This is a genomic window from Salmonella sp. 32082101201600294FB01SM01 (assembly GCF_017572865.1).
GTDB classification, from domain to species: domain Bacteria; phylum Pseudomonadota; class Gammaproteobacteria; order Enterobacterales; family Enterobacteriaceae; genus Salmonella; species Salmonella enterica.
The window spans coordinates 1046852-1072991 of the sequence record NZ_JAGESB010000001.1; the positions used below are offsets into that span (position 1 = coordinate 1046852).

The 26140-nt window shown below is 50.3% G+C and carries 23 protein-coding genes and 1 other RNA gene; 10 read left to right on the plus strand and 14 right to left on the minus strand.

Features of this window, described 5'->3' with window-relative positions; genetic code table 11:
• Positions 1 to 76 precede the first annotated feature (76 nt).
• The 4 genes from J4645_RS05070 to J4645_RS05085 are packed head-to-tail and all read right to left on the minus strand — an operon-like array spanning position 77 to position 3431.
• Positions 77 to 370, minus strand: a complete 294-nt coding sequence (locus J4645_RS05070) for a ferredoxin family protein (protein WP_001634350.1) — start codon at positions 368 to 370, stop codon at positions 77 to 79.
• Positions 367 to 1653 (minus strand): FAD-dependent oxidoreductase, encoded by a 1287-nt coding sequence (locus J4645_RS05075; RefSeq protein ID WP_023214482.1) that lies wholly within the window; start codon positions 1651 to 1653, stop codon positions 367 to 369. The genes J4645_RS05070 and J4645_RS05075 overlap by 4 nt, the downstream gene beginning before the upstream one ends.
• 56 nt (positions 1654 to 1709) lie before the next feature.
• A complete protein-coding gene (locus J4645_RS05080; RefSeq protein WP_001015877.1) occupies positions 1710 to 2645 on the minus strand; it encodes an electron transfer flavoprotein subunit alpha in 936 nt (311 codons plus the stop codon).
• A gap of 21 nt (positions 2646 to 2666) precedes the next feature.
• Positions 2667 to 3431, minus strand: a complete 765-nt coding sequence (locus tag J4645_RS05085; RefSeq protein WP_000692095.1) for an electron transfer flavoprotein — start codon at positions 3429 to 3431, stop codon at positions 2667 to 2669.
• A gap of 462 nt (positions 3432 to 3893) precedes the next feature.
• Between J4645_RS05085 and J4645_RS05090 the strand changes: the two genes are divergently transcribed.
• Complete coding sequence (locus J4645_RS05090) at positions 3894 to 4784, plus strand: AraC family transcriptional regulator (protein ID WP_000284832.1); 891 nt, start codon at positions 3894 to 3896, stop codon at positions 4782 to 4784.
• 75 nt (positions 4785 to 4859) lie between these two features.
• Here J4645_RS05090 and J4645_RS05095 read toward each other — a convergent pair whose 3' ends face one another.
• The 9 genes from J4645_RS05095 to ydiK all read right to left on the minus strand — a co-directional run bounded on the left by J4645_RS05095 (position 4860) and on the right by ydiK (position 14397).
• Complete coding sequence (locus J4645_RS05095; RefSeq protein WP_023214481.1) at positions 4860 to 6011, minus strand: acyl-CoA dehydrogenase; 1152 nt, start codon at positions 6009 to 6011, stop codon at positions 4860 to 4862.
• Positions 6012 to 6024: 13 nt separating this feature from the next.
• Positions 6025 to 7620, minus strand: coding sequence for an acyl CoA:acetate/3-ketoacid CoA transferase (locus J4645_RS05100; protein ID WP_001527696.1), 1596 nt, complete (start codon positions 7618 to 7620; stop codon positions 6025 to 6027).
• A gap of 154 nt (positions 7621 to 7774) precedes the next feature.
• Positions 7775 to 8533: a type I 3-dehydroquinate dehydratase gene (aroD, locus tag J4645_RS05105; RefSeq protein WP_023207847.1), complete on the minus strand. Its 759-nt coding sequence runs from the start codon at positions 8531 to 8533 to the stop codon at positions 7775 to 7777.
• Between the two features lie 44 nt (positions 8534 to 8577).
• Positions 8578 to 9444, minus strand: coding sequence for a quinate/shikimate dehydrogenase (gene ydiB, locus J4645_RS05110; RefSeq protein ID WP_023214480.1), 867 nt, complete (start codon positions 9442 to 9444; stop codon positions 8578 to 8580).
• A gap of 66 nt (positions 9445 to 9510) precedes the next feature.
• Complete coding sequence (locus tag J4645_RS05115; protein WP_000081209.1) at positions 9511 to 10746, minus strand: MFS transporter; 1236 nt, start codon at positions 10744 to 10746, stop codon at positions 9511 to 9513.
• Positions 10747 to 11109: 363 nt separating this feature from the next.
• Positions 11110 to 12321: an MFS transporter gene (locus J4645_RS05120; RefSeq protein WP_023214479.1), complete on the minus strand. Its 1212-nt coding sequence runs from the start codon at positions 12319 to 12321 to the stop codon at positions 11110 to 11112.
• Positions 12322 to 12461: 140 nt separating this feature from the next.
• On the minus strand, positions 12462 to 12821 hold the full coding sequence (locus tag J4645_RS05125; protein ID WP_000980451.1) for a YdiL family protein: 360 nt from the start codon (positions 12819 to 12821) through the stop codon (positions 12462 to 12464).
• 167 nt (positions 12822 to 12988) lie between these two features.
• Positions 12989 to 13096: antisense sRNA RprA (gene rprA / locus J4645_RS05130), an RNA gene on the minus strand.
• 182 nt (positions 13097 to 13278) lie between these two features.
• Positions 13279 to 14397: an AI-2E family transporter YdiK gene (ydiK, locus tag J4645_RS05135; protein ID WP_000248615.1), complete on the minus strand. Its 1119-nt coding sequence runs from the start codon at positions 14395 to 14397 to the stop codon at positions 13279 to 13281.
• A gap of 264 nt (positions 14398 to 14661) precedes the next feature.
• Between ydiK and J4645_RS05140 the strand changes: the two genes are divergently transcribed.
• The 3 genes from J4645_RS05140 to J4645_RS05150 all read left to right on the plus strand — a co-directional run bounded on the left by J4645_RS05140 (position 14662) and on the right by J4645_RS05150 (position 18412).
• A complete protein-coding gene (locus J4645_RS05140) occupies positions 14662 to 17718 on the plus strand; it encodes an FAD-binding and (Fe-S)-binding domain-containing protein (RefSeq protein ID WP_023376835.1) in 3057 nt (1018 codons plus the stop codon).
• Positions 17715 to 18125, plus strand: coding sequence for a 1,4-dihydroxy-2-naphthoyl-CoA hydrolase (menI, locus tag J4645_RS05145; protein WP_000637930.1), 411 nt, complete (start codon positions 17715 to 17717; stop codon positions 18123 to 18125). The genes J4645_RS05140 and menI overlap by 4 nt, the downstream gene beginning before the upstream one ends.
• 98 nt (positions 18126 to 18223) lie before the next feature.
• Complete coding sequence (locus J4645_RS05150) at positions 18224 to 18412, plus strand: YdiH family protein (RefSeq protein WP_001537749.1); 189 nt, start codon at positions 18224 to 18226, stop codon at positions 18410 to 18412.
• 287 nt (positions 18413 to 18699) lie between these two features.
• Here the strand turns inward: J4645_RS05150 and J4645_RS05155 are convergent, their stop codons facing one another.
• Positions 18700 to 20046 (minus strand): L-cystine transporter, encoded by a 1347-nt coding sequence (locus J4645_RS05155; RefSeq protein WP_023214670.1) that lies wholly within the window; start codon positions 20044 to 20046, stop codon positions 18700 to 18702.
• A gap of 426 nt (positions 20047 to 20472) precedes the next feature.
• Between J4645_RS05155 and sufA the strand changes: the two genes are divergently transcribed.
• The 6 genes from sufA to sufE are packed head-to-tail and all read left to right on the plus strand — an operon-like array spanning position 20473 to position 25992.
• A complete protein-coding gene (gene sufA / locus J4645_RS05160) occupies positions 20473 to 20841 on the plus strand; it encodes a Fe-S cluster assembly scaffold SufA (RefSeq protein ID WP_000418969.1) in 369 nt (122 codons plus the stop codon).
• Between the two features lie 8 nt (positions 20842 to 20849).
• Positions 20850 to 22337, plus strand: coding sequence for a Fe-S cluster assembly protein SufB (gene sufB / locus J4645_RS05165; protein WP_000089383.1), 1488 nt, complete (start codon positions 20850 to 20852; stop codon positions 22335 to 22337).
• A 16-nt stretch (positions 22338 to 22353) separates the two neighbouring features.
• Positions 22354 to 23100, plus strand: coding sequence for a Fe-S cluster assembly ATPase SufC (gene sufC / locus J4645_RS05170; RefSeq protein ID WP_000948904.1), 747 nt, complete (start codon positions 22354 to 22356; stop codon positions 23098 to 23100).
• Positions 23075 to 24346: a Fe-S cluster assembly protein SufD gene (gene sufD / locus J4645_RS05175; RefSeq protein ID WP_023214671.1), complete on the plus strand. Its 1272-nt coding sequence runs from the start codon at positions 23075 to 23077 to the stop codon at positions 24344 to 24346. The genes sufC and sufD overlap by 26 nt, the downstream gene beginning before the upstream one ends.
• Positions 24343 to 25563, plus strand: a complete 1221-nt coding sequence (sufS, locus tag J4645_RS05180; protein ID WP_000143859.1) for a cysteine desulfurase SufS — start codon at positions 24343 to 24345, stop codon at positions 25561 to 25563. The genes sufD and sufS overlap by 4 nt, the downstream gene beginning before the upstream one ends.
• A gap of 12 nt (positions 25564 to 25575) precedes the next feature.
• The gene (gene sufE / locus J4645_RS05185) at positions 25576 to 25992 is read left to right on the plus strand and encodes a cysteine desulfuration protein SufE (protein WP_023214672.1); all 417 of its coding nucleotides are present in this window, start codon (positions 25576 to 25578) and stop codon (positions 25990 to 25992) included.
• The last annotated feature ends 148 nt before the right edge of the window (positions 25993 to 26140 follow it).

Below are 26140 nucleotides of genomic sequence, written 5' to 3' on the forward strand. Positions count from 1 at the left end.
ATTAATACAAATGACGTAATCTCCGGGGGCAAGCCGAATAAGACGCCGTAGCGTCGTTATCCGGTGTTTCAGAGCGTCAGCCGTAGCGAAACTCAACGCCGAACGTTCCCGCCGGGTATTCCCATTTTTCGAGAAGAGTATTGCCGCAGAGAACCCTGCAGGTCCCGCATTCCAGGCAGCCCGCGGAGTCAAAATGAATATTTCCCGCATCGTCCAGCTTATAGAGTCCGGCAGGGCAGGCTTTTATTAATTTAGTAAACTCCTGCATGTCAGGCGAGGATCGCAAAATGATATGTGGGTGTCCTTCATCTACGTGAAATTTATTTACGCCCAATTTGACGTCAACATTCACCTTATTGTCCGAACTCATAATGCCGTAGCCCCTTTTATGCCGTCTTTTAATAGATTTACCAGTCCAATTTTTTTCGCATGTGACAGGATAGTTTTACGCAACGGTGGGATCGGACCGCCATCAACGGTGAACAGATCACCCACAATGTTTGCCGCCATTCGCGGGTACTCGGTAAAAAGCCGTGGGTTTTCCATTAATCCGGGGAGTTTGCGGAAATGCCGCATATCGCGTAACACGCCGTTTTTCTCCAGCGCGCGCTTGTACCCGGCAAGACTTGCGGCGGAAAAATCTTGCCGCGCTTTAGCGTCAATGGCGGTTTGAGCGGCCGCTTGCGCGGACGCGATGGCTAAATCCATGCCGCGGACGGTATAGCCGAGATTCAGACAAAGACCGGCGGCGTCGCCGACAATCATCACACCGTCATTTGCCAGCTCCGGCATCATTGCTATGCCGCCTTCGGGCACCATATGAGCGGAGTATTCAAGCAGCGTTCCCCCCTGAATCAAAGGGCGTATTGCCGGATGCTGTTTAAAATCTTCCAGCATTTGCGGTACGCTTTTGGTCGCGTGAGCAATGTCGCCCAGGCCACATACCAGCCCCAGAGAAACCGAATCGCGGTTGGTATAAAGAAACCCGCCGCCCATGAGCCCGTTGGAGGGCGCGCCAGCGAATAACCAGGCGGTGCCTTCATGGGACGCCAGATTAAAGCGCTCTTCAATAAGTGCCGGAGAGAGCCCAATCAACTCTTTTACGCCGACGGCATAGTGATGCGCAGAAGAGACAGGCACCATGTCCAGTGAACGGCCCAGCATGGAATTCACGCCGTCCGCGAGAATCACAATATTCGCATCAAGAATATCATCCCCGGCCTGAACGCCAGTGACGCGATTGCCTTCACGTACCAGAGCGTCGACCCGTACACCTGGGATAAACTGCGCGCCAGCCTGCTCCGCCTGCGCCATTAGCCACGGATCCAGTTTGTTGCGCAGTACGGTATATGACGTAAGGGGCGGAGTAGGGGGCGCGCGGTGAAAATCAAGTGTGACGGCGCTTTCTTCGGTTAAAAAGGAGATTTTTTCACGGGTAACGACACGTTCGATGGGGGCGGACGTTGCGAATCCCGGCATAATACTTTCGATACTGTGAGCGTAGAGCCGGCCACCGGTCATATTTTTGCTGCCCGCGCTGTTTCCGCGTTCAATAACCAGTACATCCAGTCCCGCTTTTGCCATCACATACGCGGCGACCGTTCCTGCTACGCCTGCGCCCACCACAATAGCGTCAAATTTATCATCCGACATGCTTTATGCTCCTTTCCCGCCGTATCGACGACGGGAGATGTGCGTTGAAAAAGGAATTAGCGGCTTAACTGGTCGATGAGGGCAGGAACAACCTTATAGATATCGCCCACCAGACCATAATCGGCATAATTGAAAATGGGCGCGTTTTTATCTTTGTTAATTGCGACAATAATTTTTGCGCCGTTTCCACCCACCATATGTTGAATTTGGCCGGAAATGCCCAGCGTCAGATAGAGATCGGATTTCAACAGAACGCCGGATACGCCAATATAACGCTCGCGTTCCATCCAGTTTTCACCTTCCGCAATGGGGCGGGAACAGCCCACTTCTGCGCCGAGGACGGTCGCCAGTTTATGCACCATATCCAGATCGCTTTGCGCCGCCAGACCTCGTCCTACGCCGATGACCCGTTTGGCTTTGCTCAAATCGACGCTGCTTAACGATTTCGCGCGCCGCTGCTGGCACAATACCTCGTGGCGTGGGGCAATATATGCCAGCGTGGTCTGCGGGCAGGTATGACCGGGGAGAGGGGCGGCGGGTTCCAGCACGCCGGGTGCCAGCGTAATAATCGCCTGCGGACTGTTTAATTTCTCTTTGCCGAAAGCAAGTCCGCCGTACATGCGATGCTCTGCGTGTAGCGTCCCGTCGAGGAGGTCAATAGACGTCGCGTCGTTCACCATCACGGCGTCAAGCTGGATGCTCAGCCGGGCGCCCAGCGCTTTGCAGCGCTTGGTCGCCGCCATGAGCAGTAGCCCATTTTTGTCGCCTAATAACGAGGCCAGCGTTTCGGCATAGTTTTCCACGCGCTGCAAATCCGTATGCGATTCAAGAATGACTATCTCATCAGCGCCAAGCGCTTTAACGTAGTCGATCTCCGTGTTTCCTTGCACGATGGCGTAAACTTTTTCTCCCCACTGCCGCGCGCCGGTCATTAATTCGGCATAACGCTCTACGTTATCGCTAAATACCCATACGTTAGCTAAATGATTCATGATAATTTTTCTCCGTTGGGTTTAGTTCAGGGATTTTTTCAAATGGTCGGCCAGTGCGGTAATGGCTTCCGGCGAATCGTTATCGAGAATGATATGCTTGCGTTCTGTCTGCGGCGGTACCGAGATGGCGACCAGTTCCGCCAGTGGCGTGGTTGGGGTCCAGTGGATATCGCTCGCCAGCCAAGACGTAACGGCTTTTTTCCCGGCGCCGAGAATGGCTTTCATTGACGGGATGCGTGGAACGTTAATATCTGAGGTCACGCAAAGCACCGCGGGCAGCGTGAGCTCGATAATTTCAACGTCTTCTTCCAGTGTGCGTTCAACGATGATTTTGTCGCCGTCGCGTTGAATATGGCTTACTGCGTTGATGACGGGGAGTTTCAGGAGTTCGCCAGTCAGCAGGCCCACCTGTTGGGCATAAATATCGCCGGAGCCCTCTCCAAAGAGCAGCAGGTCAAAGCCGATTTTCTCCGCCGCGGATGCTAGCGCCAGCGCGGTTTCTTTGGGCAGGGCGTGCTCCAGTTGCGCATCCTGAACCATAAAAAGCGCATCCGGCCCGCGGGATAACACATCTTTGCGGACTTTTGAATTTTGTAACAGAGAGCCGCCGACGGTGAGCGCGGCGATCTCGTCGCCATCGCCAGCTAACTGCGCGGCGGCCTCAATTGCATTTAAATCAAACTGGCTGATTTTGGCCTCGGCACGATCAAAATTGAGCGAATGCTCCGGGGTCACGGTAATGTCCTGTTCTTCAGGCACCAACTTAAAGCAGGTTATTATTTTCATTGCATCTCCAGTGAGTCGCGTGCGGATAAGTAACGTAAATCTGACTGAAAATAGTCTGCGGCAGTCTGAAGAGGTTTACGATGGATCAATCTGTTTTCCTTGCCAACAATCTTGCACGAAAAATCTGCGAACGGAGAATCGTTAGCAACCATCTGAAAAGGGCGTCATAAAAATATAAATACGGTAGTGAGAATAATAAGTGCGAAGCATATCATCATTTTTTAACATGAAACGTGCGATGTTGTTTCTGTGAGGTTAAAAGAAAACATCAAAGATATGTCGGCTATGTATTTTTGTCTGATAATACGCTATCGACAGGTAATCTGAGCTGTCTGCAAAAGAACATAATATCTTGCATTCGGAACGAATAATCTTGTTTTGCTGGTAATCTCCACGGTTGTACAACACTGACGCTCGCTTTATTTTATCCTGGTTATCTTTTTAAACCTGACAGAGGTTATTATGTATCAGCGCTGTTTTGACTCCGCCGCGGAGACGATTTTTGAACAGGACAAGACCCCTCGATTTTCACGTTTTGTCATTAGCGATGATCCAAACTGGGAGTCTGGCCATCATATGCATGATAATGAAACAGAGCTTATTTACGTCAAAAAAGGGATAGCCAGGTTAATTATTGACTCTTCACTCTACGTCGCGCATGCGGACGATATTGTCGTCGTTGAGCGGGGGCGGCTACACGCTGTAGCATCCGACAGCAATTCGCCGGCTACTACCTATACCTGTGCGCTGTATGGGTTTTGTTTTCCAGGTTGGGAAGAAAACCAACTATTGCAGAGTCATTCCTGTCCGGTGGTTTCCGTGGTTCAGGGGAAAGAGGTCATTAAAAGTATCTTTAATGAATTAAGCGTGTTACTTCCGCAGGGGAAAAACGTATTGGCTTCCTCTGTATACGATGCATTTGCTTACACACTGACCGCGCTTTATTATGAAAATTTTAAAAATGCCTATCGTTCTGAACAAGGCTACATTAAAAAAGATGTATTAATTAAGGATGTGCTTGTTTATCTCAATAATAATTATCGTGAAAAAATCACGCTTGACCAGCTATCGAAAAAATTTCGCGCCAGCGTCAGTTATATATGCCATGAATTTGCCAAGGAATATCATATATCCCCTATCAACTATGTTATTCAACGACGTATGACCGAGGCCAAGTTTGCGCTGACAAACACTGAGTCGCCACTGGCAGAAATTTCATGGCGGGTAGGATATGAAAATGTGGATCATTTTGCCAAATTGTTTATGCGGCATGTAGGATGTTCTCCCAACGATTATCGTAAGCAATTTAAAAATAGTCTGGTTGAGCAGGCGTATTTGCTGCCAAATACCTGACGGCGAAATTTATCTGATTTATCCGGCCTGGCGCCGTAAAGCGGTCAGGCCGAATAAGACGTTCCGGTACGATCCTTACTTGTTCTGATAGTCTTTCAGAATCTGGCGTCCTGCCACATAGATCATAATTTCATCCGTGCCGCCACCGATACGTTCGCAGCGAACATCGCGCCAGAAGCGGGAGACACGGGCTTCGTCAGTATAACCAAGCCCACCCATAATCTGAATCGCATCGTCAATCACTTCCATCGCTGTGCGTGCGCAGTACAGCTTAGCCAGCGCGGCGCTGGTACGCAGTGACTCTTCCCGATCGGCCTGCCAGGCGACTTTCAACACCATATTGCGCATGTTTTCGATTTTGATGGCCATTAACGCCAGCTTTTCCTGGATCATCTGGTTATGGCCGATGGGTTTACCAAAGGCGATACGCTGGTTGGCGTAACGGGCGGCATCTTCAAATGCGCATTCGGCGAAACCTGTACTGCGCGCCGCATTAATCAAACGCTCCATCTCAAAATTGTACATGACATTGAGGAAACCCATGCCTTCTTCACCGACCCGGTCGCTTTCGTCAACCTCGACATTATCGAGATAAACTTCGCATGTACTCAACATGTGCCAGCCAATTTTATGCAGCGGATTAATCTTTATGCCCGGTTTATTTGAGTCCACCCACCAAAGCGTGAACGCTTTTTTAGGATCTTTTGGCTCCGTATCGCGCGCCAGAACCAGCATGTAAGGATATTCTTTTGCACCGGTGATAAACGTTTTTTGGCCGTTAAGATAAACCTTACCGTGTTTACGCGTCCAGGTTGTTGTGGCGCTATTATTATCAGATCCCGCGCCAGGTTCTGTTAAGGCGAGCGCATATGCTGGATCGCCGGTGGCCAGAGTGCTTTCTGCTGTTTTACGCAGTTGTTCTGCGGAACCAAAACGGCGCATACTGTGAATGCATTGGCCGTTGGTAATCAAAAAGGCCGGAGCGCCGCATTTTGAGATTTCCATCAGCGCCAGCATTTGCGTTACATAGTCAGCCGGAATGCCGCCAAATTCTTCCGGGACGCCCAGCATCGAAATACCGTTTTCCGCCAGCGCCTGCATAAATTCTCTGGGATAGGTGCCCGTTTGATCGCAGGTACGGAAATACTCTTCCGGAAAATTGCTGGTGATTAACTCGCGAATACTGGCCAGTAATAGTTCTTGTTCTTCAGTTAATGAAAAATCCATATTTGTACTCCTTTTAATGTGTTGCGTCAGGAAGCGTGAATCCCATAGTGCTATCGGCAAATAATCTTGTGTCCATCAGTTTTAAATCTGGTGAGATAACCGGTGAAAAATCCATCTTGTCAAGAATATCCCGCTGCAGATCGACGCCTGGCGCAATTTCAATTAAATGCAGGCCATCTTGTTTGAGAGTGAAAACCGCACGTTCAGTGATGTAACGCACGTCTAACCCGCGCTCAAGCGCAATTTTTCCACTGAACGTAATTTCCGGCAGTTCGCTGACGAATTTTTTCACGCGACCTTCCTGCAGAATATTTAATTTGCCATCGGTAATTTCAGTTTTTAAACTTCCGGCCGTCAGAGTTCCGCAGAAGATAATTTTTTGCGACGTTGCGCTAATATCGATAAACCCGCCGGTGCCCATAATTTTTCCGTTGAATTTATGTACACCGACATTACCGTGTTGATCCACTTCGGCAAAACTTAAATAGCAGACATCGAGCCCACCGCCGTGATAAAAATCAAATTGTGAGGTCATATCGAGGATCGCGCGGGTATTGACATTGGCTCCGAAGGCCACGCCCTGAGAGGTAATACCGCCCACCGGGCCGGTTTCTACGGTCAGCACGAAGTCATCGGCGCAGCCTTCCTCGCGAGCGACCAGACCAATACCGTCGGCAATGCCTACGCCCACATTGCCTACCGCGCCTTTACGCATTTCAAACAGCGCGCGTCGGGCTACCAGCTTGCGCTGATTAAGGGGCAGGGTAAGCTGGGTACTATCATCAAGAGTGAAATCCCCGGAGATAAATCGGTTTACCGGCGCGCCGCCATAGAGTTGCGTCTGGTCGGCATCGACAACCACAATATCCACCAGATAGCCGGGAATACGCACGGATTTTGGATGCAGCGTGGCTTTTTTTACCATTTTCTGCACCTGCATCATTACAATACCGCCATTATTGTGAACGGCCTGGGCGATCACCAGCGCATCAAGATACATCACCTCATCTTCAAATGATGCATAGCCTTCGCTGTCGCAGGTGGTGGCGCGGATAAAAGCCACATTAGGCGCTATCGCTTTATAATAGAGATATTCTTTATTATCGATCTCTACCAGCTTAATGAGATCTTCTTTAGTCACGTCGTTTAATTTTCCGCCCTGTTGGCGAGGGTCGACAAAGGTACCAATACCGATATCGCTCAGAATACCCGGCTGGTGTGCGGCGCTGGCGCGCAGCGTCTGGGTTAATACGCCTTGTGGGTAGTTATAGGCGGCGATTTTATTTTGTTCAGCCAGTTCAGAAATACGGGGAGATTGCCCCCAATGTCCGCATAGCGCCCATTTTACCAATCCCTCCTGCGCCAGCGGGCTGATGCCGCGATCGGCGCGGTCACCTAATCCGGTAGGGCTAATAATAGATAAATCTCGTGGTGACTGGGTTGTTTGATATTTATCTGCCAGTGCGGTAATTAATGTTGTCGCTTCGAGAATACCGCCGCCTGCGCCCAGAATACATAAAGTGGCCTCGTCTGGAATATAATTTACTGCTTCTTGTGCAGATAGCACGGGAACGCGGCCATTAATGCGTGATGGCTTATTGATTTTCATATTTACTCCACTATTATCCCTGAAAGCAATATCGATATAACTGTGTTAAAGTAATAAAGACAGCGGCTTTCAATGAATATGGAACATATTCATGTCAGATAACTATTTATTTTTATTGTGGCAGAAAGAGAATATTCCGCCACACGATAAAGTATTACGCCTGGTGCAATATAGTTAATACGGTACGCAGATCGGCTACCGATATTTGTCCCGGCGCAGATGCTTTTTTCACCGCGCCAAACGTTGCTGCAGAACCGAACACTTCGCCGGCAAGACGAGATATTACCCCGGTTTTCGACATCGACATGGTAATAATCGGACGATCCGCATAGCGCTCCTGCATTTCTACAGTGGCGGTAAGTAAGGTCAGAACATCGGCTTTAGTCTGCGGCATGACGGCGATCTTCGGAATATCGGCGCCCAGTTCCTGCATTTTACGCAGACGCTGAACAATCTCTTCCGCTGCGGGCGTTTTATGAAAATCATGGTTAGACATGATCACCGCAACATTGTGTTGATGAGCATAGCCGACGGTGGCTTTCACCTCATCGTCGCCGGTAAAAAGCTCGAGATCGATCATATCGACCAGACCGCTGTCAACCGCTGCACGATTCAGAGCGATATACTGTCCGGTGGTTAGCGCCTGTTCGCCGCCTTCTTTCGCGCTGCGGAAGGTAAATAGCAAGGGTTTATCGGTAATAATCTCCCTGATGGCGCCGGCGGCCTCAAGTACGCTTTCCGTCGTCGTCACGTTGGCAAAATGGTCAACACGCCACTCCAGAATATCGAAATCCGCTTCACGGTAGGCGAGTGCTTCCGATTTCACATCGGTAATGGTTTTTCCCATTAGCGACACAATGATCTTTGGCGCGCCTTCGCCAACCACGAGATCTCTTACAGTTACGGTTTTCATTTGGTACCCTTCATTGTCATTCGTCGCAATTATAATTTTACCGGTCAGGCTGTGAATCCCATCACCTGCTTCACATAGTCCAATGGAAATGCTTTTCCTGTCCACAGTTCAAACTGTTCGGCTCCTTGCCATAACAACATGCCGTAACCATCAATTGTTTTGCAACCAGCTTGTTGCGCCTGCTGCAATAACTTTGTCATATGCGGATTATAAACACATTCGGTGACCAGCAATTCAGGGCGGAGCAGGGAAACATCGCCGATCAGGGATTCGTTCTCCAATGGTTTCATGCCAACTTTGGTGCCGTTCGTCAGAATATCTGCGCTGGCAAGCGCTTCAGTAAAAGCGTTCTGATCGGCAAGATCGGTGACGGTAACGACGCAATCGGTGTTTTCATTCACCCGCTTCGCAAAGGCAACCGCTTTTTCGAAAAAGTCATCTTTACGGTTAAACAGTTTAATTTCCTTAATGCCTTCAATGGCTGCCTGGGCGCCAATGGCGGTAGCCGCGCCTCCCGCGCCGAGCAGCACCATGGTTTTTCCTCGAATATCGAAACCGCTTTCTTTAATTGCCCGAATATGGCCCGTACCATCCGTATTGTAGCCGCGTAGATAGCCGTCATCATTAACAATGGTGTTGATAGCGCCAACCAGTTTTGCTGCTGGCGTTAATTCATCAACATACTCACACGCGAGCTGTTTGTTTGGCATGGAGACGCCCGTACCGCGCATTTTTAATGCTTTCAGTCCTTCAATGGCGCTGGCAAACGTCGTGTTATCCACTTCGAAAGCCATATAGGTATAGGGTAGCCCCGCTTTTTCTAACGCTTTGTTTTGCATTTCGGGCGATAAGCTATGACGGATAGGATACGCCATAAGACCAATTAATTCATATTTTGCGGTAACATCCATTTTATACTCCTTAATAAGTGGGCAGTGCAGAGCAGGGCGCATGCCTGTTGCGCATAGTTAACATTTTTACTGGAAATAACGCTCGCCAAATCGGACATCATTTTGCGGGATCTTAAATACGCGATAATAGCGAATAAATACAATAATGGCGGTGATAAATGTCAGTAGTGCAAAGGCAAAATCTAACAAAATGATATATTGCAGGCCAATAGTAGAGAGATAACCGGTAATCAGTGGGATAATAAAGTTAGCAACGCCCCCCATCATCATATATATACTGGTGACTTTAGCTTTACTCTTAGGGAAAAATTCCGACATTACCGATACACCTAATTGTAAAATACCTCCAGCAGCGGAAAAACCAATCACGAAGGCGCCAGCGTTACAGATCAGTGGCGAGGGATACAGGTAAATTGCCGCAGCGGTGAGTGTCGCCAGCCCGGCATTGAAAACATTGGCCCAGATGGGGCGAACCATTTTTTTCAGCAATGCGGCAAAAATAAACACGCAAACCAACGATCCCATACTGTAATAAGAGATGGTTTTCAGCGCGTCGGATTCCGCCATTCCGGCGAAGGCCATCGCATATTTAGGCATCCAGACCACAATCACATAGAAGGTTGAGAACGCGGCGACGCCAAATAAAACGGAAGCTACGCCTTCCAGCCAGACGAGGGGAGTACTGTTCATCTGGGGTAATTCTTTCGCAATACTGGCATCGACAAGTTGGCTGGGAAAGCGGCTTTTCAACAGCATCAACGTGATGAGGACGAAAAGGATACCGGGGATTACCACCGCGTAGCCGTACCAGATATGGTTGACTAACAAGGCGCTGACAATAAGGGGATAAATCATTTGCCCAAAAGAGACCATCGCTTTAACCAGAATAACTGCCGAGCCCGATGCTTTGGGAAAACACTCCATTAATGCAGGATATCCGCCAGTATCCAGCGCGGAGTTCGCCACGCCGACACACACCGCTAATATGAAAGCGATCATCAGGTTAGGGCTGGCGGGAATACCGAAGAAAAACAGCATATATAGTACGGCGCCAAGCAGTATTATTGCCCGACGGCCAAATTTATCGGACAGCACGCCAAAGAATAAAATACTGACCAGACGGCCAAGACCAATGCCAGAGATTAAATAGGCGATACCGGCACTATCCGTGGAGAATTTCTGTGCAAGGGAAGTCATGTTCTGGGCTAGTGTAATAACACTCATGCCGTGGAGAAAGTAACTAAAATAAATGCAGATAACAGCCAGCAAATATGGCATGTTGCGAGCCTTGTTCTGAGACATTTGTTCACAGCTCCTTGCTGATGGTTTGATTCAATGTCCTGCTTATTACTGCTTTACTACATGCAGCGATTGTTCAGTAACACTATAAGTCGGTACTGTCGTTATATGTACATAACATGGCGTTTAAAATGCCAGGTTTATTGCATTGATAGCATTTCATTTGTTAGCCATGAAATATAAAAATTGCTGCGAATTTGTTGTTTAACACATATAACTCGTGATGCTCATCGCAATTTTTCTGATAAGTGTGAAGATAATGAATAATAATTAACACGAAAATTACATTTTTTGTTTCCCGGTGATAATGGCTAACGTTTTATTTTGCATAGCAAGGCAATAATATTGCAGTTGGCACGCTAACATTTATTGCGCAGTTGACGCTGCTTCAGCGTGATGTTGTGATTCAGCCCGACTTCGGTAACCGATGAACAGCGCGAGGAGAAATCCCACTGCGGCGATACCGGTATCAAACCACATAATATGTGCAATGCTCATTTCTGAAATCCGCGCTGTGATCAACGGAATAGTGAACGTCGCGATACTGCCGGCGCTGTAATAAATGCCGGTCGCTTTACCTTTCTCCTGTGGAAAACGGGCCGCCATCAGCGTCAGGCCGATTTGTACTACGCCACCGGCGGAAGAGAATCCAATGACGAATGCGAAGATCATAACAACATAGACCTGAGGATGCAGGCAGACCGTCAGAAGCGCAATAAAAGAGATAAAGGTATAAAACATCAATAATGTGGTAGAACGAATTGTTTTTCTGACCAACGGAGCGGTAATAAAAACGCACAGTAGCGAGCCGCAGGTATAAATACTTAACAGTTTGATGGATTGGGTATACGACATGCCTGCGACGAACTGTCCATACTGCGCCAGCCACTGACTGATAAGATAAAAGGTTGCCATCGAGATATAGCCATAAAGGGTGTAGCTGATAAGATCGATGAGGGAGCAATGATGTGCGCCTGCGACAGGCGCTTGCGAGATTTTAGGCTTCAATATCCGACCAGGATAGGGTGGAAAAGGGCAGCGTAATAAAAACAGAGCATTAATAAGCATGATCGCCCCGGCAAGCAGGAAGGACCAGCCAAACCACATATTAGCCCAGACTAATAAACTAATAATAATGGGCAACAAGAATTGCCCGCCAGAGACAAATGCTTTGATCAGGATATTTGCCGTACTGGGGGAGCGAGGGAAGGCTTCCATCAAACTGGGATAGGTACCTGCATCCAAAAAACTGTTGGCCATACCTGCTAAAAAGCCACAGGCATAAGCGACAAAAATCGTCTGAGCATAAAGAATGCCAATGAAAAAAATCAGGTAACAGGCGATCCCCAGAATGATAAAAGGACGGCGACCAAAGCGATCGGAAAGCATACCGGCGATTAACAAAACGCTTAGCCGGCCAATACCAAGCGAAGAGATCACAATAGATACGCCTGCGGCACTGGTATGCCATTGCTGTTCAAGCGATGACATGTTCAGGCTCATCAGGATAACCCCCATGCCATGTACAAAGTAATTAAAATACAACCCTACAGCGGTAGGGAAATAACGATTTTTCATATTATCTGACTCAGAGATGCCGCCTGAACGTTACAGTGGTATACACAGGCAGGAAGCATATTGGATAGGGTGACAAGTCAATGTCGTGATTGTGTGGTTTTCTATCCGGTATCAATACGATGCGGCGATAAAGTTTACGTCTAACACAGCCGCTCCAGATCATGTGCGAAAAGTTCGGCAGCAACAGATTGATAAATTTTCCACTCGATAAAATCACCCTCTGTATAAATGGACTGAAAAGAAGATAAATCAGGGAAGTAACGCATTGTATTATTGCCGATGCGGTTATTTATTTTGTCAACAATGGCGTTAATTCGTCGCTGTCTCTTGGCTTTCATTTCCTTTAGCCTGGCAATGATTTCTGGAGAGATGGGTATGTCGCCAGCTTCCCATCGTTGCCAGGTTGCCGAATTATTATCCTGGGTGATATAGATTGTGCATTCTTCAATCGTCATATCAAAAATACGCCGTAGTGCTTGTAGTTCTAACGCGTTCATCATTTTTTAGGCTTTTATATGAAAAAAGTGATGCTATAAATAGCACCACCGACACCGTTTCGACTTGAACAGAATCACACTATTTTGTGCAATATTATTTGTTCGTTGCAGATATCGCGGTGTTGAAGGGAAACGGGAGCTGGCTTATGTAACAATGCAGCGAAAAAAGTTAAAAAAAAAGCCCATCGTAGGAGACGGGCAAAGACTACACACAGCAATTCGTTGTTTCACTCAGGGGATTTCCATGCTTATAAATCAATGTGTTGATTTATAACCGTGTGCTAATAGTAGGCATGAGCACTTTTTGCGTCGATCAGATTCGTCTCAATAGTTTAAAAACTGTAACGGATTTGCGACAGAAATGAGATGCGGCGGGGAACAGACGGGCGAATCAAAATGGGGTGTGCGTTGAATTGATAAACGTCGCTAAAGCATCGGGCGGCAATACCGCCCGACGGGATTATGACTGCTTGTTGGCTTCCTCGATGTCATCCAGCTCTTCAAGGATCTCCTCTGGTTCATTCGTCGGCGCCGGAACTTCATGTACCCATGCGGAGAACAAACGCCAGGTCACGGCCAGAAGCACCGGTCCAATAAACAGACCAATCATACCGAATGCAATCAGGCCGCCGATTACCCCGGAAAGGATCAGAAGCAGCGGTAAATCGGCGCCCATGCGGATGAGTACCGGGCGAATCACGTTATCCAGAGTGCCGACGACGGCGCTCCAAACCAGCAGCACGGTGCCCCAAGTGGTGTCGCCTGTCCAGTAAAGCCAGATAATGGCTGGAATCAATACCGGCAACGGCCCCAACTGAACCAGACACGAAAGGATCATCACTACCGTCAACAGGGTAGCGTAAGGCACGCCGGAAATCGCCAGCCCGACGCCGCCAAGTACCGCCTGTACCAGCGCGGTGACCACCACGCCAAGCGCCACGGCGCGGATCGCCTGGGCAGCCAGCAGAACCGCCGCATCGCCGCGTTTAGCCGCGAGACGACAGGCAAAATGACGTATTCCCATCGCCACTTGTTCGCCGCGCCAGTAAAGCAGGGCGCTAAACAACAGCATCAGGGCGCAGTGCATCATAAAGCGTCCGATATGCGCCGCCTGACCGACAAACCAGGTCGTGGTTGTGCCGATATAAGGCCGCACTTTCGCCATAATAGCGCTACCGCCCATATCCAGCAGGCTATGCCATCCGGCATACAGTTTGGCGCCAACTAACGGAATATTATTTAACCATGCCAGATCGGGTAGCGTCATATCGCCGCCGGTCACTGCATGGATGAGCGGGCCGCTACCGTCGACAATGCTGTTCACCAGCAAGGCGACGGGAATAACGAAGAGCAGCACTAACAGCAGCGTCATGACCAGTACGGCAAGCGAGCGGCGGCCCCACAATATTTTTTGTAATTTCAGCAAAACGGGCCAGGTCGCGATAACAATCGTACCTGCCCATGCAAACCCCAAAATAAAAGGCTGTACTATCCACAAACAGGCCACAATCATGATGGCTAAAAACAGCACCGATAGCAGCACTTGCGCAATATCCCTGGGCTGACGAACATTTACCATAAATACTTTTCACCTTTGTCTTTGCGCCAGAACGTTGGCGCGACGTGAACATGCAAACCACACCCTATAATGATGAGCAATTTCAGCGGTTTTTAACAGGCCGATTCTGCATGTAATTCTGTTGGGCGCACAGGAAAAAAATGTGATACAACAAATAACGCAACACGCAAACGATTAAGCATCCCTTCCTGTGCGTAGACCGCTCGCGCTCGCCGGGTTGGGCGCCACCGTTCACAACATAGACCGCAGGAAAAGGTCATTATAATGATTCCACAAATTTCTCAGGCACCCGGCGTCGTTCAGCTGGTGCTCAATTTTTTGCAGGCGCTGGAGCAGCAAGGGTTTACGGGCGATACGGCAACCAGCTATGCCGACCGTCTGACAATGTCGACCGATAACAGTATCTACCAGCTTCTTCCCGATGCTGTTGTGTTTCCCCGTTCTACGGCGGATGTCGCGCTTCTTGCCCGTCTGGCGGCGGAGCCGCGCTTTACGTCGCTGATATTTACCCCGCGAGGCGGCGGTACTGGCACGAATGGCCAGGCGCTAAACCAGGGCATTATTGTTGATATGTCCCGCTATATGAACCGCATTATTGAAATTAATCCTGAAGAGGGATGGGTGCGGGTAGAGGCGGGAGTGATAAAAGATCAGCTTAATCAGGCGTTAAAGCCGTATGGCTATTTTTTTGCGCCGGAACTTTCCACCAGTAATCGCGCAACGCTTGGCGGTATGATTAATACCGATGCCTCTGGTCAGGGGTCGCTGGTCTATGGAAAAACGTCAGATCACGTCTTAGGCATACGGGCCGTATTGTTGGGGGGCGATATCCTTGACACGCAATCGATGCCCGTAGAGCTTGCCCGGACGTTGGGTGAAAACACGACGATGCCAGGCCGCATCTATCAGACCGTCTATCAGTCCTGCCTGGAAAACCGTCAACTTATCCTCGATAGCTTTCCAAAGCTCAATCGCTTCCTGACAGGCTACGATTTACGCCACGTCTTTAACGATGACATGACCCGCTTCGATCTTACCCGCATCTTAACGGGGTCGGAAGGGACGCTGGCGTTTATTACTGAAGCCCGGCTGGATATTACCCCGATACCCAAAGTCCGCCGTCTGGTGAATGTAAAATACGACTCCTTTGATTCCGCGCTGCGTAACGCCCCTTTTATGGTTGATGCGCGCGCCTTATCCGTCGAGACGGTCGATTCCAAAGTCCTTAACCTCGCGCGGGAAGATATTGTCTGGCACTCCGTTAGCGAATTGATTACCGATGTGCCGGATAAAGAGATGCTTGGCCTGAATATCGTGGAATTCGCGGGTGACGATGAAGCGCTTATTGACGGGCAGGTCGAGGCGCTGTGCCACCGGCTGGATGGCCTGATGGCGCGTGCGGAAGCGGGCGTGATCGGCTGGCAACTTTGTACCGATTTGACGGGTATTGAGCGTATTTACGCGATGCGTAAAAAAGCGGTAGGGCTGCTGGGTAATGCGAAAGGCGCAGCCAAACCGATTCCTTTTGCGGAAGATACCTGCGTGCCGCCTGAACATCTGGCCGATTACATCGCCGAATTTCGCGCTCTGCTGGATGGTCATGGCTTAAGTTACGGCATGTTCGGCCACGTGGATGCCGGGGTGCTGCATGTGCGTCCGGCGCTGGATATGTGCGATCCGCAGCAGGAACTGCTGATGAAACAGATCTCCGATGAGGTCGTCGCACTGACTGCCAGATACGGCGGGCTGTTGTGGGGCGAGCATGGAAAAGGTTTTCGTGCGGAATACAGCCCGGCCTTTTTCGGCGAAGTCCTGTATGGCGAGCTGCGCAAAATAAAAGCGGCTTTTGATCCGCATAATCGACTTAACCCGGGTAAAATCTGTCCACCGCAGGGGATAGAGGCGCCGATGATGAAGGTGGATGCGGTAAAACGCGGCACCTGGGATCGGCAAATTCCGCTGGCGGTACGGCAGACCTGGCGCGGCGCTATGGAGTGTAATGGTAACGGCCTGTGCTTTAATTTCGATGCGAAAAGCCCAATGTGCCCGTCGATGAAAATTAGCCTTAACCGGATCCACTCGCCGAAAGGGCGGGCGACGCTGGTGCGGGAATGGCTCCGTCTATTGGCCGATCGCGGCGTCGATCCGTTGAAGCTGGAAAAGGAGTTGCCAGAAAAACGCGCCAGCTTACGCACGCTGATTGCCCGCACCCGGAATAGTTGGCACAAACGCAAAGGCGAGTATGACTTTTCCCATGAAGTTAAAGAGGCCATGTCCGGCTGTCTGGCGTGTAAAGCCTGTACGACCCAGTGTCCGATTAAAATCGATGTTCCGGAGTTTCGTTCACGTTTCTTACAGCTTTACCATACGCGTTATCTGCGCCCGGTACGCGATCATCTGGTGGCGACGGTCGAGACCTACGCGCCGCTGATGGCGCGTGCGCCAAAGACCTTTAACTTTTTTATTAACCAACCGGTGGTTCGTAATCTGGCGAAAAAACATATCGGTATGGTGGATTTACCTCTGCTTTCTGCCCCTTCATTGCAACAGCAACTGGTGGGCCATCCGTCCGCTAATTTGACGCTTGAGCAACTGGAGCGCATGAGCGCCGAGCAAAAAGCGAAAACGGTACTGGTGGTTCAGGACCCGTTTACCAGCTACTACGACGCCCGGGTCGTGGCGGACTTTATCCGCCTGGCGGAAAAACTGGGCAGGAGGCCGGTATTGTTACCGTTCTCGCCGAATGGTAAGGCGCAGCATATTAAAGGTTTTCTTAATCGCTTTGCGAAAACGGCGAAAAAAACCTCTGAGTTCCTTAATCGGATCGCCGCGTTGGGGATGCCAATGGTGGGCGTCGATCCGGCGCTGATCCTGTGTTATCGCGACGAATACAAACTGGCGCTGGGCGAACAGCGCGGCGATTTTCATGTGTTGCTGGTGAATGAATGGCTGGCGCAGGAAATAAATGCAAGACTGTCCGTCGAGGTGAGCGGCGAACCGTGGTACTTTTTTGGTCATTGTACGGAAGTCACGGCGTTACCCGGCGCGCCTGCGCAGTGGGCCGCCATCTTTGCCCATTTTGGCGCGAAGCTGGAAAATGTCAGCGTAGGCTGCTGCGGTATGGCGGGCACTTATGGACATGAACTCACCAATCATAAAAATTCGCTGGGAATTTATGAGCTATCCTGGCATCAGGCGATGCAACGTCTACCGCGAAACCGCTGCCTGGCAACCGGCTATTCCTGCCGAAGCCAGGTTAAACGCATTGAAGGTACGGGCGTGCGTCACCCGTTGCAGGCATTACTGGAGATTATAGGTTGATCTGGAAACGTGAAGTGACCCTCGATGCGCTTAATGCGATGGGGGAAGGGAATATGGTTGGCCTGCTTGATATCCGCTTTGAGCGTATTGGGGACGATACGCTGGAAGCGACAATGCCCGTCGATCATCGCACCAAACAGCCGTTCGGCTTGCTGCATGGCGGAGCGTCTGTGGTGCTGGCGGAAAGTATCGGCTCGGTCGCAGGCTATCTGTGTACGCAGGGGGAGCAAAAGGTGGTGGGGCTGGAGGTGAATGCCAACCATGTACGGTCGGCGCGTCAGGGGCGTGTACGGGGCGTCTGTAAAGCGTTGCATACCGGGGCTCGCCATCAGGTCTGGCAGATAGAGATCTTTGATGAACAGGGACGTCTGTGCTGTTCTTCGCGTCTTACTACGGCGATTGTGTGACGTTGTCACCATAAAAGTGTGATGCATATTGCTTTTGGTCAAAATGTGCGCAGAAAAAGGTGATATACTGTGCACGTTTACACATAAGCGAGGATGATATGTCTACTGATTTAGACCCAACCCAACTGGCGATTGAATTTTTACGCCGTGATAAAACCGAACTTTCTCCCGCGCAGTATTTGAAGCGTTTAAAACAGCTGGAGTTAGAGTTTGCCGATCTCCTCACCCTCTCTGCAACCGAACTGAAAGAAGAGATCTATTTCGCCTGGCGGTTGGGAGTGCATTAATAAAGTCTGTGTAGGCCGGATAAGGCGTTAGCCGCCATCCGGCTATGTTACCAGGCAATCTCACCAGACCCTGTCCCCAGGTAATAGATAACCCCCTTGATTTTGTTTAAAAAAAATACAGATCGCCATTTGTGCTAAAAAGGCGTGCTCTCTTTATGAGATTGTTCTTATGCCCCTTCAAGAGCTAAGCCATTAAGAGTGCCGGAGATAAGCGCCGGATGGGGCCGGAACCCTTGAGCCTGTATTGAACAGACTTAAGGGTTTTTCTTTTCCGGGCGCGTAAAAAACTAAGGTCTGTCAATAACCGCTGGCATGTCGTCAGCCGTATGATTATTCAAAATACGGTTAGCCAGCACACCTGACATCATCGATCCGTTAACGTTCAGAGCCGTGCGGGCCATATCAACGATAGGTTCGATGGCAATAAAAATACCGACCAGCGCAACGGGAAAATTCAACGTCGACAGGACAATCAGCGCCGCGAACGTACCACCGCCGCCGACGCCGGCTACGCCAATAGACCCTAGCGCAATGGCAGGCAACATCGCGGCCAGAAAATGCAGCGAGAGCGGATCAATGCCGATGGTGGGCGCAATCATCGCTACCATAATAGCCGGATAAATCCCGGCGCAGCCATTTTGCCCCATACTGGAGCCAAACGAGGCGGAAATATTGGCAATGGTGCTTTGTACGCCAAATTTTTCCTGGGCGGAAATGGCCAGCGGGATAGAGGCTGCGCTGCTGCGGGAAACAAACGCAAAGGTTAAGACGGGCCAGACCATTCTGAAATAACGCGCTGGATTATTACCGCTGAGGATCAGCAAAATGGCGTGCACGATAAACATCATGAAAATCGCGATGTAACAGGCACCGATAAAACCAAGTAAACTGGCGAATTGTTCAAGGCGGTATGATGAAAATACGGTAGTCATTAATGCCATGACGCCATAGGGAGTTAATGCAATAACGATACGTACCATCTTCATGACCCAGATCTGAATAGCGTTAATGCCTGCGCTTAATTTCTGACCTTCTTCCGGCGCCTCTTTTTTGACCTTTAACAGAGCGATCCCCGCTATTAGCGTGAAGATAACGATGCCGATAACGGAAACACTTCTGGCTCCCGTAAGATCAAGAAAAATATTAGTCGGGATCAGCGATGTCACTAACTGGGGAATCGACACCGCGGCAGTCTTATTGACTTCTTCCGTAGTTAACATTGACGGCATGTGCACAAAAGCGCTGGCATCAAGCCCCAGCACATGAGCGGTCAGTAATCCGATAAAACCGGCAGCCATCACCAGGCATAACATGCATCCGACGATCGTCAGCGACATTTTTCCGATGCCGGCGCTATTTTCCAGTTTATTGATGGCGGAAAGAATAGAAATAAAAATTAGCGGTATAGCGACCAGTTTTAACAGGTGGACGTAACCATTGCCGACGATGCTGTACCATTCGATAATAGTTTTAGTGTGATTTGCTGAAATAAAATGCAGGGATAAACCAATAACAGCCCCTAAAAAGATAGCGATAAAAACGCTTTTCGACAGGGAATCGCTTTTTTGATTAATTCTCGAGATGACCCACGAGAAAACCAAAAAAAGTGCGATATACGCGAGCGTAACAACCATATTTTAAGCCTCTTGCCTCATTCAGCACCTGAAATGCCGGAAAGAGTTTACATAAACCTATAGCTCAAACTGAGTTATAGAACCGCAGCGGATTATAAAGAGCGCAACGCCAGGTATCCATACAAAAAATGGGGTTCTGACCTCGCCACCCGGCAATGTCGACAGCCTATTAATTAAATAGTCATTTTCTATACATCTTTTCGTTTTTGACCTGCCAGAACGGTTAACATCTTATAAATCGTTAATTATCAAAAGGTTAAGTGATTTTTTGTCTATCGTATGACCTGGCGGACAGGGTCTATGCTTAATAAAAGGCGCTCAATATGACCATTTGTTGGAAAGCCCCTGCGGTTAAGGGGTTGAAGTGATAATCATTATCACTAACATGCTGTTATATCCTGGTGATTTAGAACGCGAGGTAACTCTATGGAATTGCATTCAGACACGTTTAACCCGGAGGACTTCCCCTGGCAAGGGCTGACGCTAACGCCAGCGGCGGCAGCGCACATACGTGAACTGGCAGCAAAGCAGCCGGGCATGTTGGGCGTGCGGTTAAGCGTAAAACAGACGGGATGTGCCGGATTTGGCTATGTTCTGGATACCGTTCGGGAGCCGGATAAAGACGATCTGGTTTTTGAAGCCGAAGGCGCAAAGCTTTTCGCACCGTTACAGGCGATGCCTTTTATTGACGGAACAGAAGTGGATTACGTACAGGAAGGGCTGAACCAGTTATTTAAATTTCATAACCCCAAAGCCCAGAATGAATGCGGCTGCGGCGAAAGTTTTGGGGTATAGGCGGTACTATGTCTCGTAATACTGAAGCAACGGAAGAGGTCGGCATCTGGACAGGCGGACGCCTTAATTACAAAGAAGGATTTTTCACGCAACTACCCACTGATGAACTGGCAAAAGGCATCAGCGAAGAGGTGGTGCGCGCGATTTCCGCAAAGCGTAACGAACCTGAGTGGATGCTGGAATTTCGTCTCAATGCCTATAGAGCCTGGCTGGACATGGATGAACCGCACTGGCTGAAGGCGCACTACGATAAACTGAACTATCAGGACTACAGTTATTACTCTGCGCCATCATGCGGAAACTGCGACGATAGCTGCGTTTCCCAGCCGGGAGCCGTACAGCAAACGGGCGCGAATACCTTTTTGAGTAAAGAGGTTGAAGACGCCTTCGAGCAGCTTGGCGTTCCGGTTCGCGAAGGGAAAGAGGTCGCCGTCGATGCGATTTTTGACTCGGTCTCCGTAGCGACCACATACCGTGAAAAACTGGCGGAACAGGGCATTATTTTCTGTTCTTTTGGCGAAGCGATACACGATCACCCTGACCTGGTCAGGAAATATCTTGGCACCGTCGTGCCGGGGAACGATAACTTTTTTGCCGCGCTGAATGCGGCAGTCGCTTCCGATGGGACATTTATCTATGTTCCCAAAGGTGTGCGTTGCCCGATGGAGTTATCCACCTATTTTCGCATTAACGCCGAGAAAACCGGTCAGTTTGAGCGCACGATTCTGGTGGCGGATGAAGGCAGCTATGTGAGTTATATCGAAGGCTGCTCCGCGCCCGTACGCGACAGTTATCAGCTCCACGCCGCGGTAGTGGAAGTCATCATCCATAAAGATGCTGAAGTAAAATATTCCACCGTACAAAACTGGTTCCCGGGCGACAACAACACGGGTGGTATTCTGAACTTTGTGACCAAGCGTGCGTTGTGCGAAGGGGAAAACAGCAAGATGTCGTGGACCCAGTCGGAAACCGGTTCGGCGATTACCTGGAAATACCCGAGCTGTATTCTGCGTGGTGATAATTCTATCGGCGAGTTCTATTCCGTTGCGCTGACCAGTGGACATCAGCAGGCTGACACCGGCACCAAAATGATCCATATCGGTAAAAACACGCGCTCAACCATTATCTCAAAAGGCATTTCCGCCGGCCACAGCCAGAACAGCTACCGTGGGTTGGTAAAAATTATGCCGACGGCGACCAACGCCCGAAATTTCACCCAATGCGACTCCATGTTGATTGGCGCGGACTGCGGCGCGCATACGTTCCCGTATGTTGAATGCCGCAATAACAGCGCGCAGCTGGAGCACGAGGCGACAACATCACGCATCGGTGAAGATCAGCTTTTCTATTGTCTGCAACGCGGCATCAGCGAAGAAGACGCTATTTCGATGATCGTCAACGGTTTCTGTAAAGACGTTTTCTCGGAACTGCCGCTGGAGTTTGCCGTTGAAGCGCAAAAACTGCTGGCGATTAGCCTTGAGCACAGCGTCGGTTAATGATGAAGGAAAACCCATGTTAAGCATTAAAGATTTACAGGTCAGTGTGGAAGAAAAAGCGATTTTGCGTGGCCTGAATCTGGAGATTCGCCCCGGCGAAGTTCACGCCATTATGGGGCCGAACGGTTCCGGGAAAAGCACGCTCTCCGCCACCCTGGCGGGACGTGAAGATTACGAGGTCACCGGCGGCTCGGTTACGTTCAAAGGTAAAGATCTGCTTGAACTGTCGCCGGAGGAACGGGCGGGCGAAGGGATTTTTATGGCCTTCCAGTACCCGGTAGAAATCCCCGGCGTCAGTAACCAGTTTTTCCTGCAAACCGCGCTGAATGCCGTGCGCGCCTACCGCGGGCAGACGTCGTTGGATCGCTTTGATTTTCAGGATCTGATGGAAGAAAAGATCGCATTGCTGAAAATGCCGGAAGATTTGCTGACCCGTTCGGTAAACGTCGGTTTTTCCGGCGGGGAGAAAAAGCGCAATGATATTTTGCAAATGGCGGTGCTGGAGCCGGAACTGTGCATCCTTGATGAGTCTGACTCCGGACTGGATATCGATGCGTTAAAAATTGTGGCGGAAGGCGTCAACGCGTTACGCGACGATAAACGCGCTTTTATTATCGTGACCCACTATCAGCGCATACTGGACTATATCAAACCCGATTACGTCCATGTCCTCTATCAGGGGCGAATTGTCCGATCCGGCGATTTTACTCTGGTCAAACAACTGGAGGAGCAGGGTTATGGCTGGCTTACCGAACAGCAGTAAAGCGCTACAGCAATGGCAGCATCTCTTTGAAGAAAAAGGAGTAAGTCGAACTGAGCAGGCAAGACAACATTTACAACAGATGTTACGTCTGGGATTGCCGACGCGTAAACATGAAGACTGGAAATACACGCCGCTGGAGGGCTTAACCCATAGCCAGTTTATCCAGCAGTGTGCGACTATCAGCGCCGCACAGCGTGATGCGCTGGCGCTGCAAATCGATGCCGTGCGGCTGGTGTTTGTCGATGGTCGGTTTATGCCAGAGCTCAGTGATAGCACGCAAAACAGCGGATTTGACGTTAGCGTCAGGGATGAGCGCCAGACGCTTGCCGCGCCGGTACATCCCGAGGTTTTTCTGCATCTGACGGAAAGCCTGGCGCAATGTGTCACGTATATACAGGTACGGCGAAATCAGCGTCCGACCAGGCCGCTACTGTTAATGCATATCACGCAGGGCGTGGATAGCGACGAGCTGAATACCGCGCATTATCGCCACCATCTGGCGCTGGCGGAAGGCGCGGAAGCGACGGTTATTGAGCATTATGTCAGCCTTACAGCGGCAAAACATTTTACCGGCGCGCGTCTGACGATGAACGTTGCAGACAATGCGCAACTGCGTCATATCAAACTGGCGTTTGAAAATGCGTCCAGCTATCACTTTGCGCATAACGATCTTCTGCTGGCGACAGACGCCTCGGCGTTTAGCCACAGTTTTCTGCTGGGCGCCGCAGTACTACGTCACCACAGCAGCTCACAACTGAATGGCGAAAACGCGACGCTTCGACTGAATAGTCTGGCGATGCCGGTGAAAAATGAAGTCTGCGATACGCGGACATGGCTGGAACATAACAAAGGTTACTGTAACAGCCGCCAGTTGCACAAGACCATCGTCAGCGACAAAGGACGCGCGGTCTTTAATGGCCTGATCAACGTGGCGCAACACGCCATTAAAACCGACGGCCAGATGACCAATAATAACCTGTTGTTGGGGAAACTGGCTGAAGTCGATACCAAACCGCAATTAGAGATCTATGCCGATGACGTGAAGTGCAGCCACGGCGCGACGATCGGGCGTATTGACGATGAGCAGATGTTTTATCTGCAATCACGCGGCATCAGGCAGCAGGAGGCGCGGCACATGATTCTTTACGCGTTTGCCGCAGAGTTAACGGAAGCTATCCATGATAGCACCCTTAAACAGCAGGTGCTGGCGCGAATCGGCCAGCGACTGCCCGGAGGCCTGGTATGACATTTCCTGTAGAAAAAGTACGGGCAGATTTTCCCATACTGCAGCGTGAAGTTAACGGCCTGCCGCTGGCTTACCTGGACAGCGCAGCCAGCGCTCAAAAACCCAATCAGGTGATTGACGCTGAATCTGCCTTCTACCGTCACGGCTATGCTGCGGTACATCGAGGTATCCATACGTTAAGCGCGCAGGCGACCGAAAGCATGGAGAATGTGCGTAAGCAGGCGTCGCGGTTTATTAACGCCCGCTCCGCAGAAGAACTGGTGTTCGTGCGCGGTACGACGGAGGGCATTAACCTTGTCGCCAACAGTTGGGGAACGGAAAATATTCGCGCCGGGGATAACATTATCATCAGCGAGATGGAGCATCACGCCAACATCGTTCCCTGGCAGATGCTGTGCGAGCGCAAAGGCGCTGAACTGCGCGTGATCCCGTTGCATCCTGACGGTACGCTGCGGCTGGAGACCTTAGCTGCGCTGTTCGATGACCGGACCCGACTGCTGGCCATTACCCATGTTTCCAATGTGCTGGGGACGGAAAACCCGCTGCCGGACATGATTGCGCTGGCGCGCCAGCATGGGGCGAAAGTGCTGGTGGATGGCGCCCAGGCCGTGATGCACCATGCTGTTGACGTCCAGGCGCTGGACTGCGATTTTTACGTTTTCTCCGGCCATAAACTTTACGGGCCGACCGGCATTGGCATTCTGTATGTTAAAGAGGCGTTGCTGCAAGAAATGCCGCCGTGGGAAGGGGGCGGGTCGATGATTTCGACCGTCAGCCTGACGCAGGGAACGACATGGGCGAAAGCGCCCTGGCGTTTTGAGGCGGGAACGCCGAATACTGGCGGCATCATCGGTCTGGGCGCGGCGATTGACTATGTGACATCGCTGGGACTGGATAAGATTGGCGATTATGAGCAGATGCTGATGCGCTATGCGCTGGAGCAACTGGCGCAGGTGCCTGATATCACGCTATATGGCCCGGCGCAGCGGTTGGGCGTCATCGCGTTTAATCTGGGTAAACACCATGCTTATGACGTCGGCAGCTTTCTTGATAATTACGGCATCGCGGTACGAACGGGGCATCACTGCGCGATGCCGCTCATGGCCTGGTATGGCGTGCCGGCAATGTGCCGGGCTTCGCTGGCGATGTATAACACCCATGAAGAAGTGGACCGACTGGTGGCAGGATTAACGCGTATCCACCGCTTATTGGGATAACAGTGAGGTTTTATGGCTGCGCTACCGGATAAAGAAAAATTGCTGCGTAACTTTACGCGTTGCGCTAATTGGGAAGAGAAATATTTATATATTATTGAGTTGGGCCAGCGCCTGGAGGAGTTAAATCCGCAGGATTGCAATCCGCAAAATACGATTCATGGCTGTCAGAGCCAGGTGTGGATCGTGATGCGGCGAAACGCCAACGGCATTATCGAATTGCAGGGCGACAGCGACGCGGCGATCGTTAAAGGCCTTATGGCGGTGGTATTTATTTTGTACCACCAAATGACGGCGCAGGATATTGTGCATTTTGATGTCCGGCCATGGTTCGAAAAAATGGCGCTTACACAGCACCTCACGCCTTCTCGTTCTCAGGGGCTGGAAGCAATGATTCGCGCAATTCGCGCTAAGGCCGCCACTCTTAGCTAAACTGTACAGACAGCGTTCTACCTGATGTCAAATCCTTTGTCGGACGGCGACGTCGCTTTATCCAGAGGGGACAGAGCGTGTATTTTGTTGTTCTGATAAGCGAAGCGCTATCAGCCGTCGCAGAGGACATCACCAGGAATACAGGAGG

Bases quoted from the DNA above. Each gene is read 5' to 3' on its own strand.
- J4645_RS05070 (WP_001634350.1), bottom strand. From the start codon at position 370: ATGAGTTCGGACAATAAGGTGAATGTTGACGTCAAATTGGGCGTAAAT.
- J4645_RS05075 (WP_023214482.1), bottom strand. From the start codon at position 1,653: ATGTCGGATGATAAATTTGACGCTATTGTGGTGGGCGCAGGCGTAGCA.
- J4645_RS05080 (WP_001015877.1), bottom strand. From the start codon at position 2,645: ATGAATCATTTAGCTAACGTATGGGTATTTAGCGATAACGTAGAGCGT.
- J4645_RS05085 (WP_000692095.1), bottom strand. From the start codon at position 3,431: ATGAAAATAATAACCTGCTTTAAGTTGGTGCCTGAAGAACAGGACATT.
- J4645_RS05090 (WP_000284832.1), top strand. From the start codon at position 3,894: ATGTATCAGCGCTGTTTTGACTCCGCCGCGGAGACGATTTTTGAACAG.
- J4645_RS05095 (WP_023214481.1), bottom strand. From the start codon at position 6,011: ATGGATTTTTCATTAACTGAAGAACAAGAACTATTACTGGCCAGTATT.
- J4645_RS05100 (WP_001527696.1), bottom strand. From the start codon at position 7,620: ATGAAAATCAATAAGCCATCACGCATTAATGGCCGCGTTCCCGTGCTA.
- aroD (WP_023207847.1), bottom strand. From the start codon at position 8,533: ATGAAAACCGTAACTGTAAGAGATCTCGTGGTTGGCGAAGGCGCGCCA.
- ydiB (WP_023214480.1), bottom strand. From the start codon at position 9,444: ATGGATGTTACCGCAAAATATGAATTAATTGGTCTTATGGCGTATCCT.
- J4645_RS05115 (WP_000081209.1), bottom strand. From the start codon at position 10,746: ATGTCTCAGAACAAGGCTCGCAACATGCCATATTTGCTGGCTGTTATC.
- J4645_RS05120 (WP_023214479.1), bottom strand. From the start codon at position 12,321: ATGAAAAATCGTTATTTCCCTACCGCTGTAGGGTTGTATTTTAATTAC.
- J4645_RS05125 (WP_000980451.1), bottom strand. From the start codon at position 12,821: ATGATGAACGCGTTAGAACTACAAGCACTACGGCGTATTTTTGATATG.
- ydiK (WP_000248615.1), bottom strand. From the start codon at position 14,397: ATGGTAAATGTTCGTCAGCCCAGGGATATTGCGCAAGTGCTGCTATCG.
- J4645_RS05140 (WP_023376835.1), top strand. From the start codon at position 14,662: ATGATTCCACAAATTTCTCAGGCACCCGGCGTCGTTCAGCTGGTGCTC.
- J4645_RS05150 (WP_001537749.1), top strand. From the start codon at position 18,224: ATGTCTACTGATTTAGACCCAACCCAACTGGCGATTGAATTTTTACGC.
- J4645_RS05155 (WP_023214670.1), bottom strand. From the start codon at position 20,046: ATGGTTGTTACGCTCGCGTATATCGCACTTTTTTTGGTTTTCTCGTGG.
- sufA (WP_000418969.1), top strand. From the start codon at position 20,473: ATGGAATTGCATTCAGACACGTTTAACCCGGAGGACTTCCCCTGGCAA.
- sufB (WP_000089383.1), top strand. From the start codon at position 20,850: ATGTCTCGTAATACTGAAGCAACGGAAGAGGTCGGCATCTGGACAGGC.
- sufC (WP_000948904.1), top strand. From the start codon at position 22,354: ATGTTAAGCATTAAAGATTTACAGGTCAGTGTGGAAGAAAAAGCGATT.
- sufD (WP_023214671.1), top strand. From the start codon at position 23,075: ATGGCTGGCTTACCGAACAGCAGTAAAGCGCTACAGCAATGGCAGCAT.
- sufS (WP_000143859.1), top strand. From the start codon at position 24,343: ATGACATTTCCTGTAGAAAAAGTACGGGCAGATTTTCCCATACTGCAG.
- sufE (WP_023214672.1), top strand. From the start codon at position 25,576: ATGGCTGCGCTACCGGATAAAGAAAAATTGCTGCGTAACTTTACGCGT.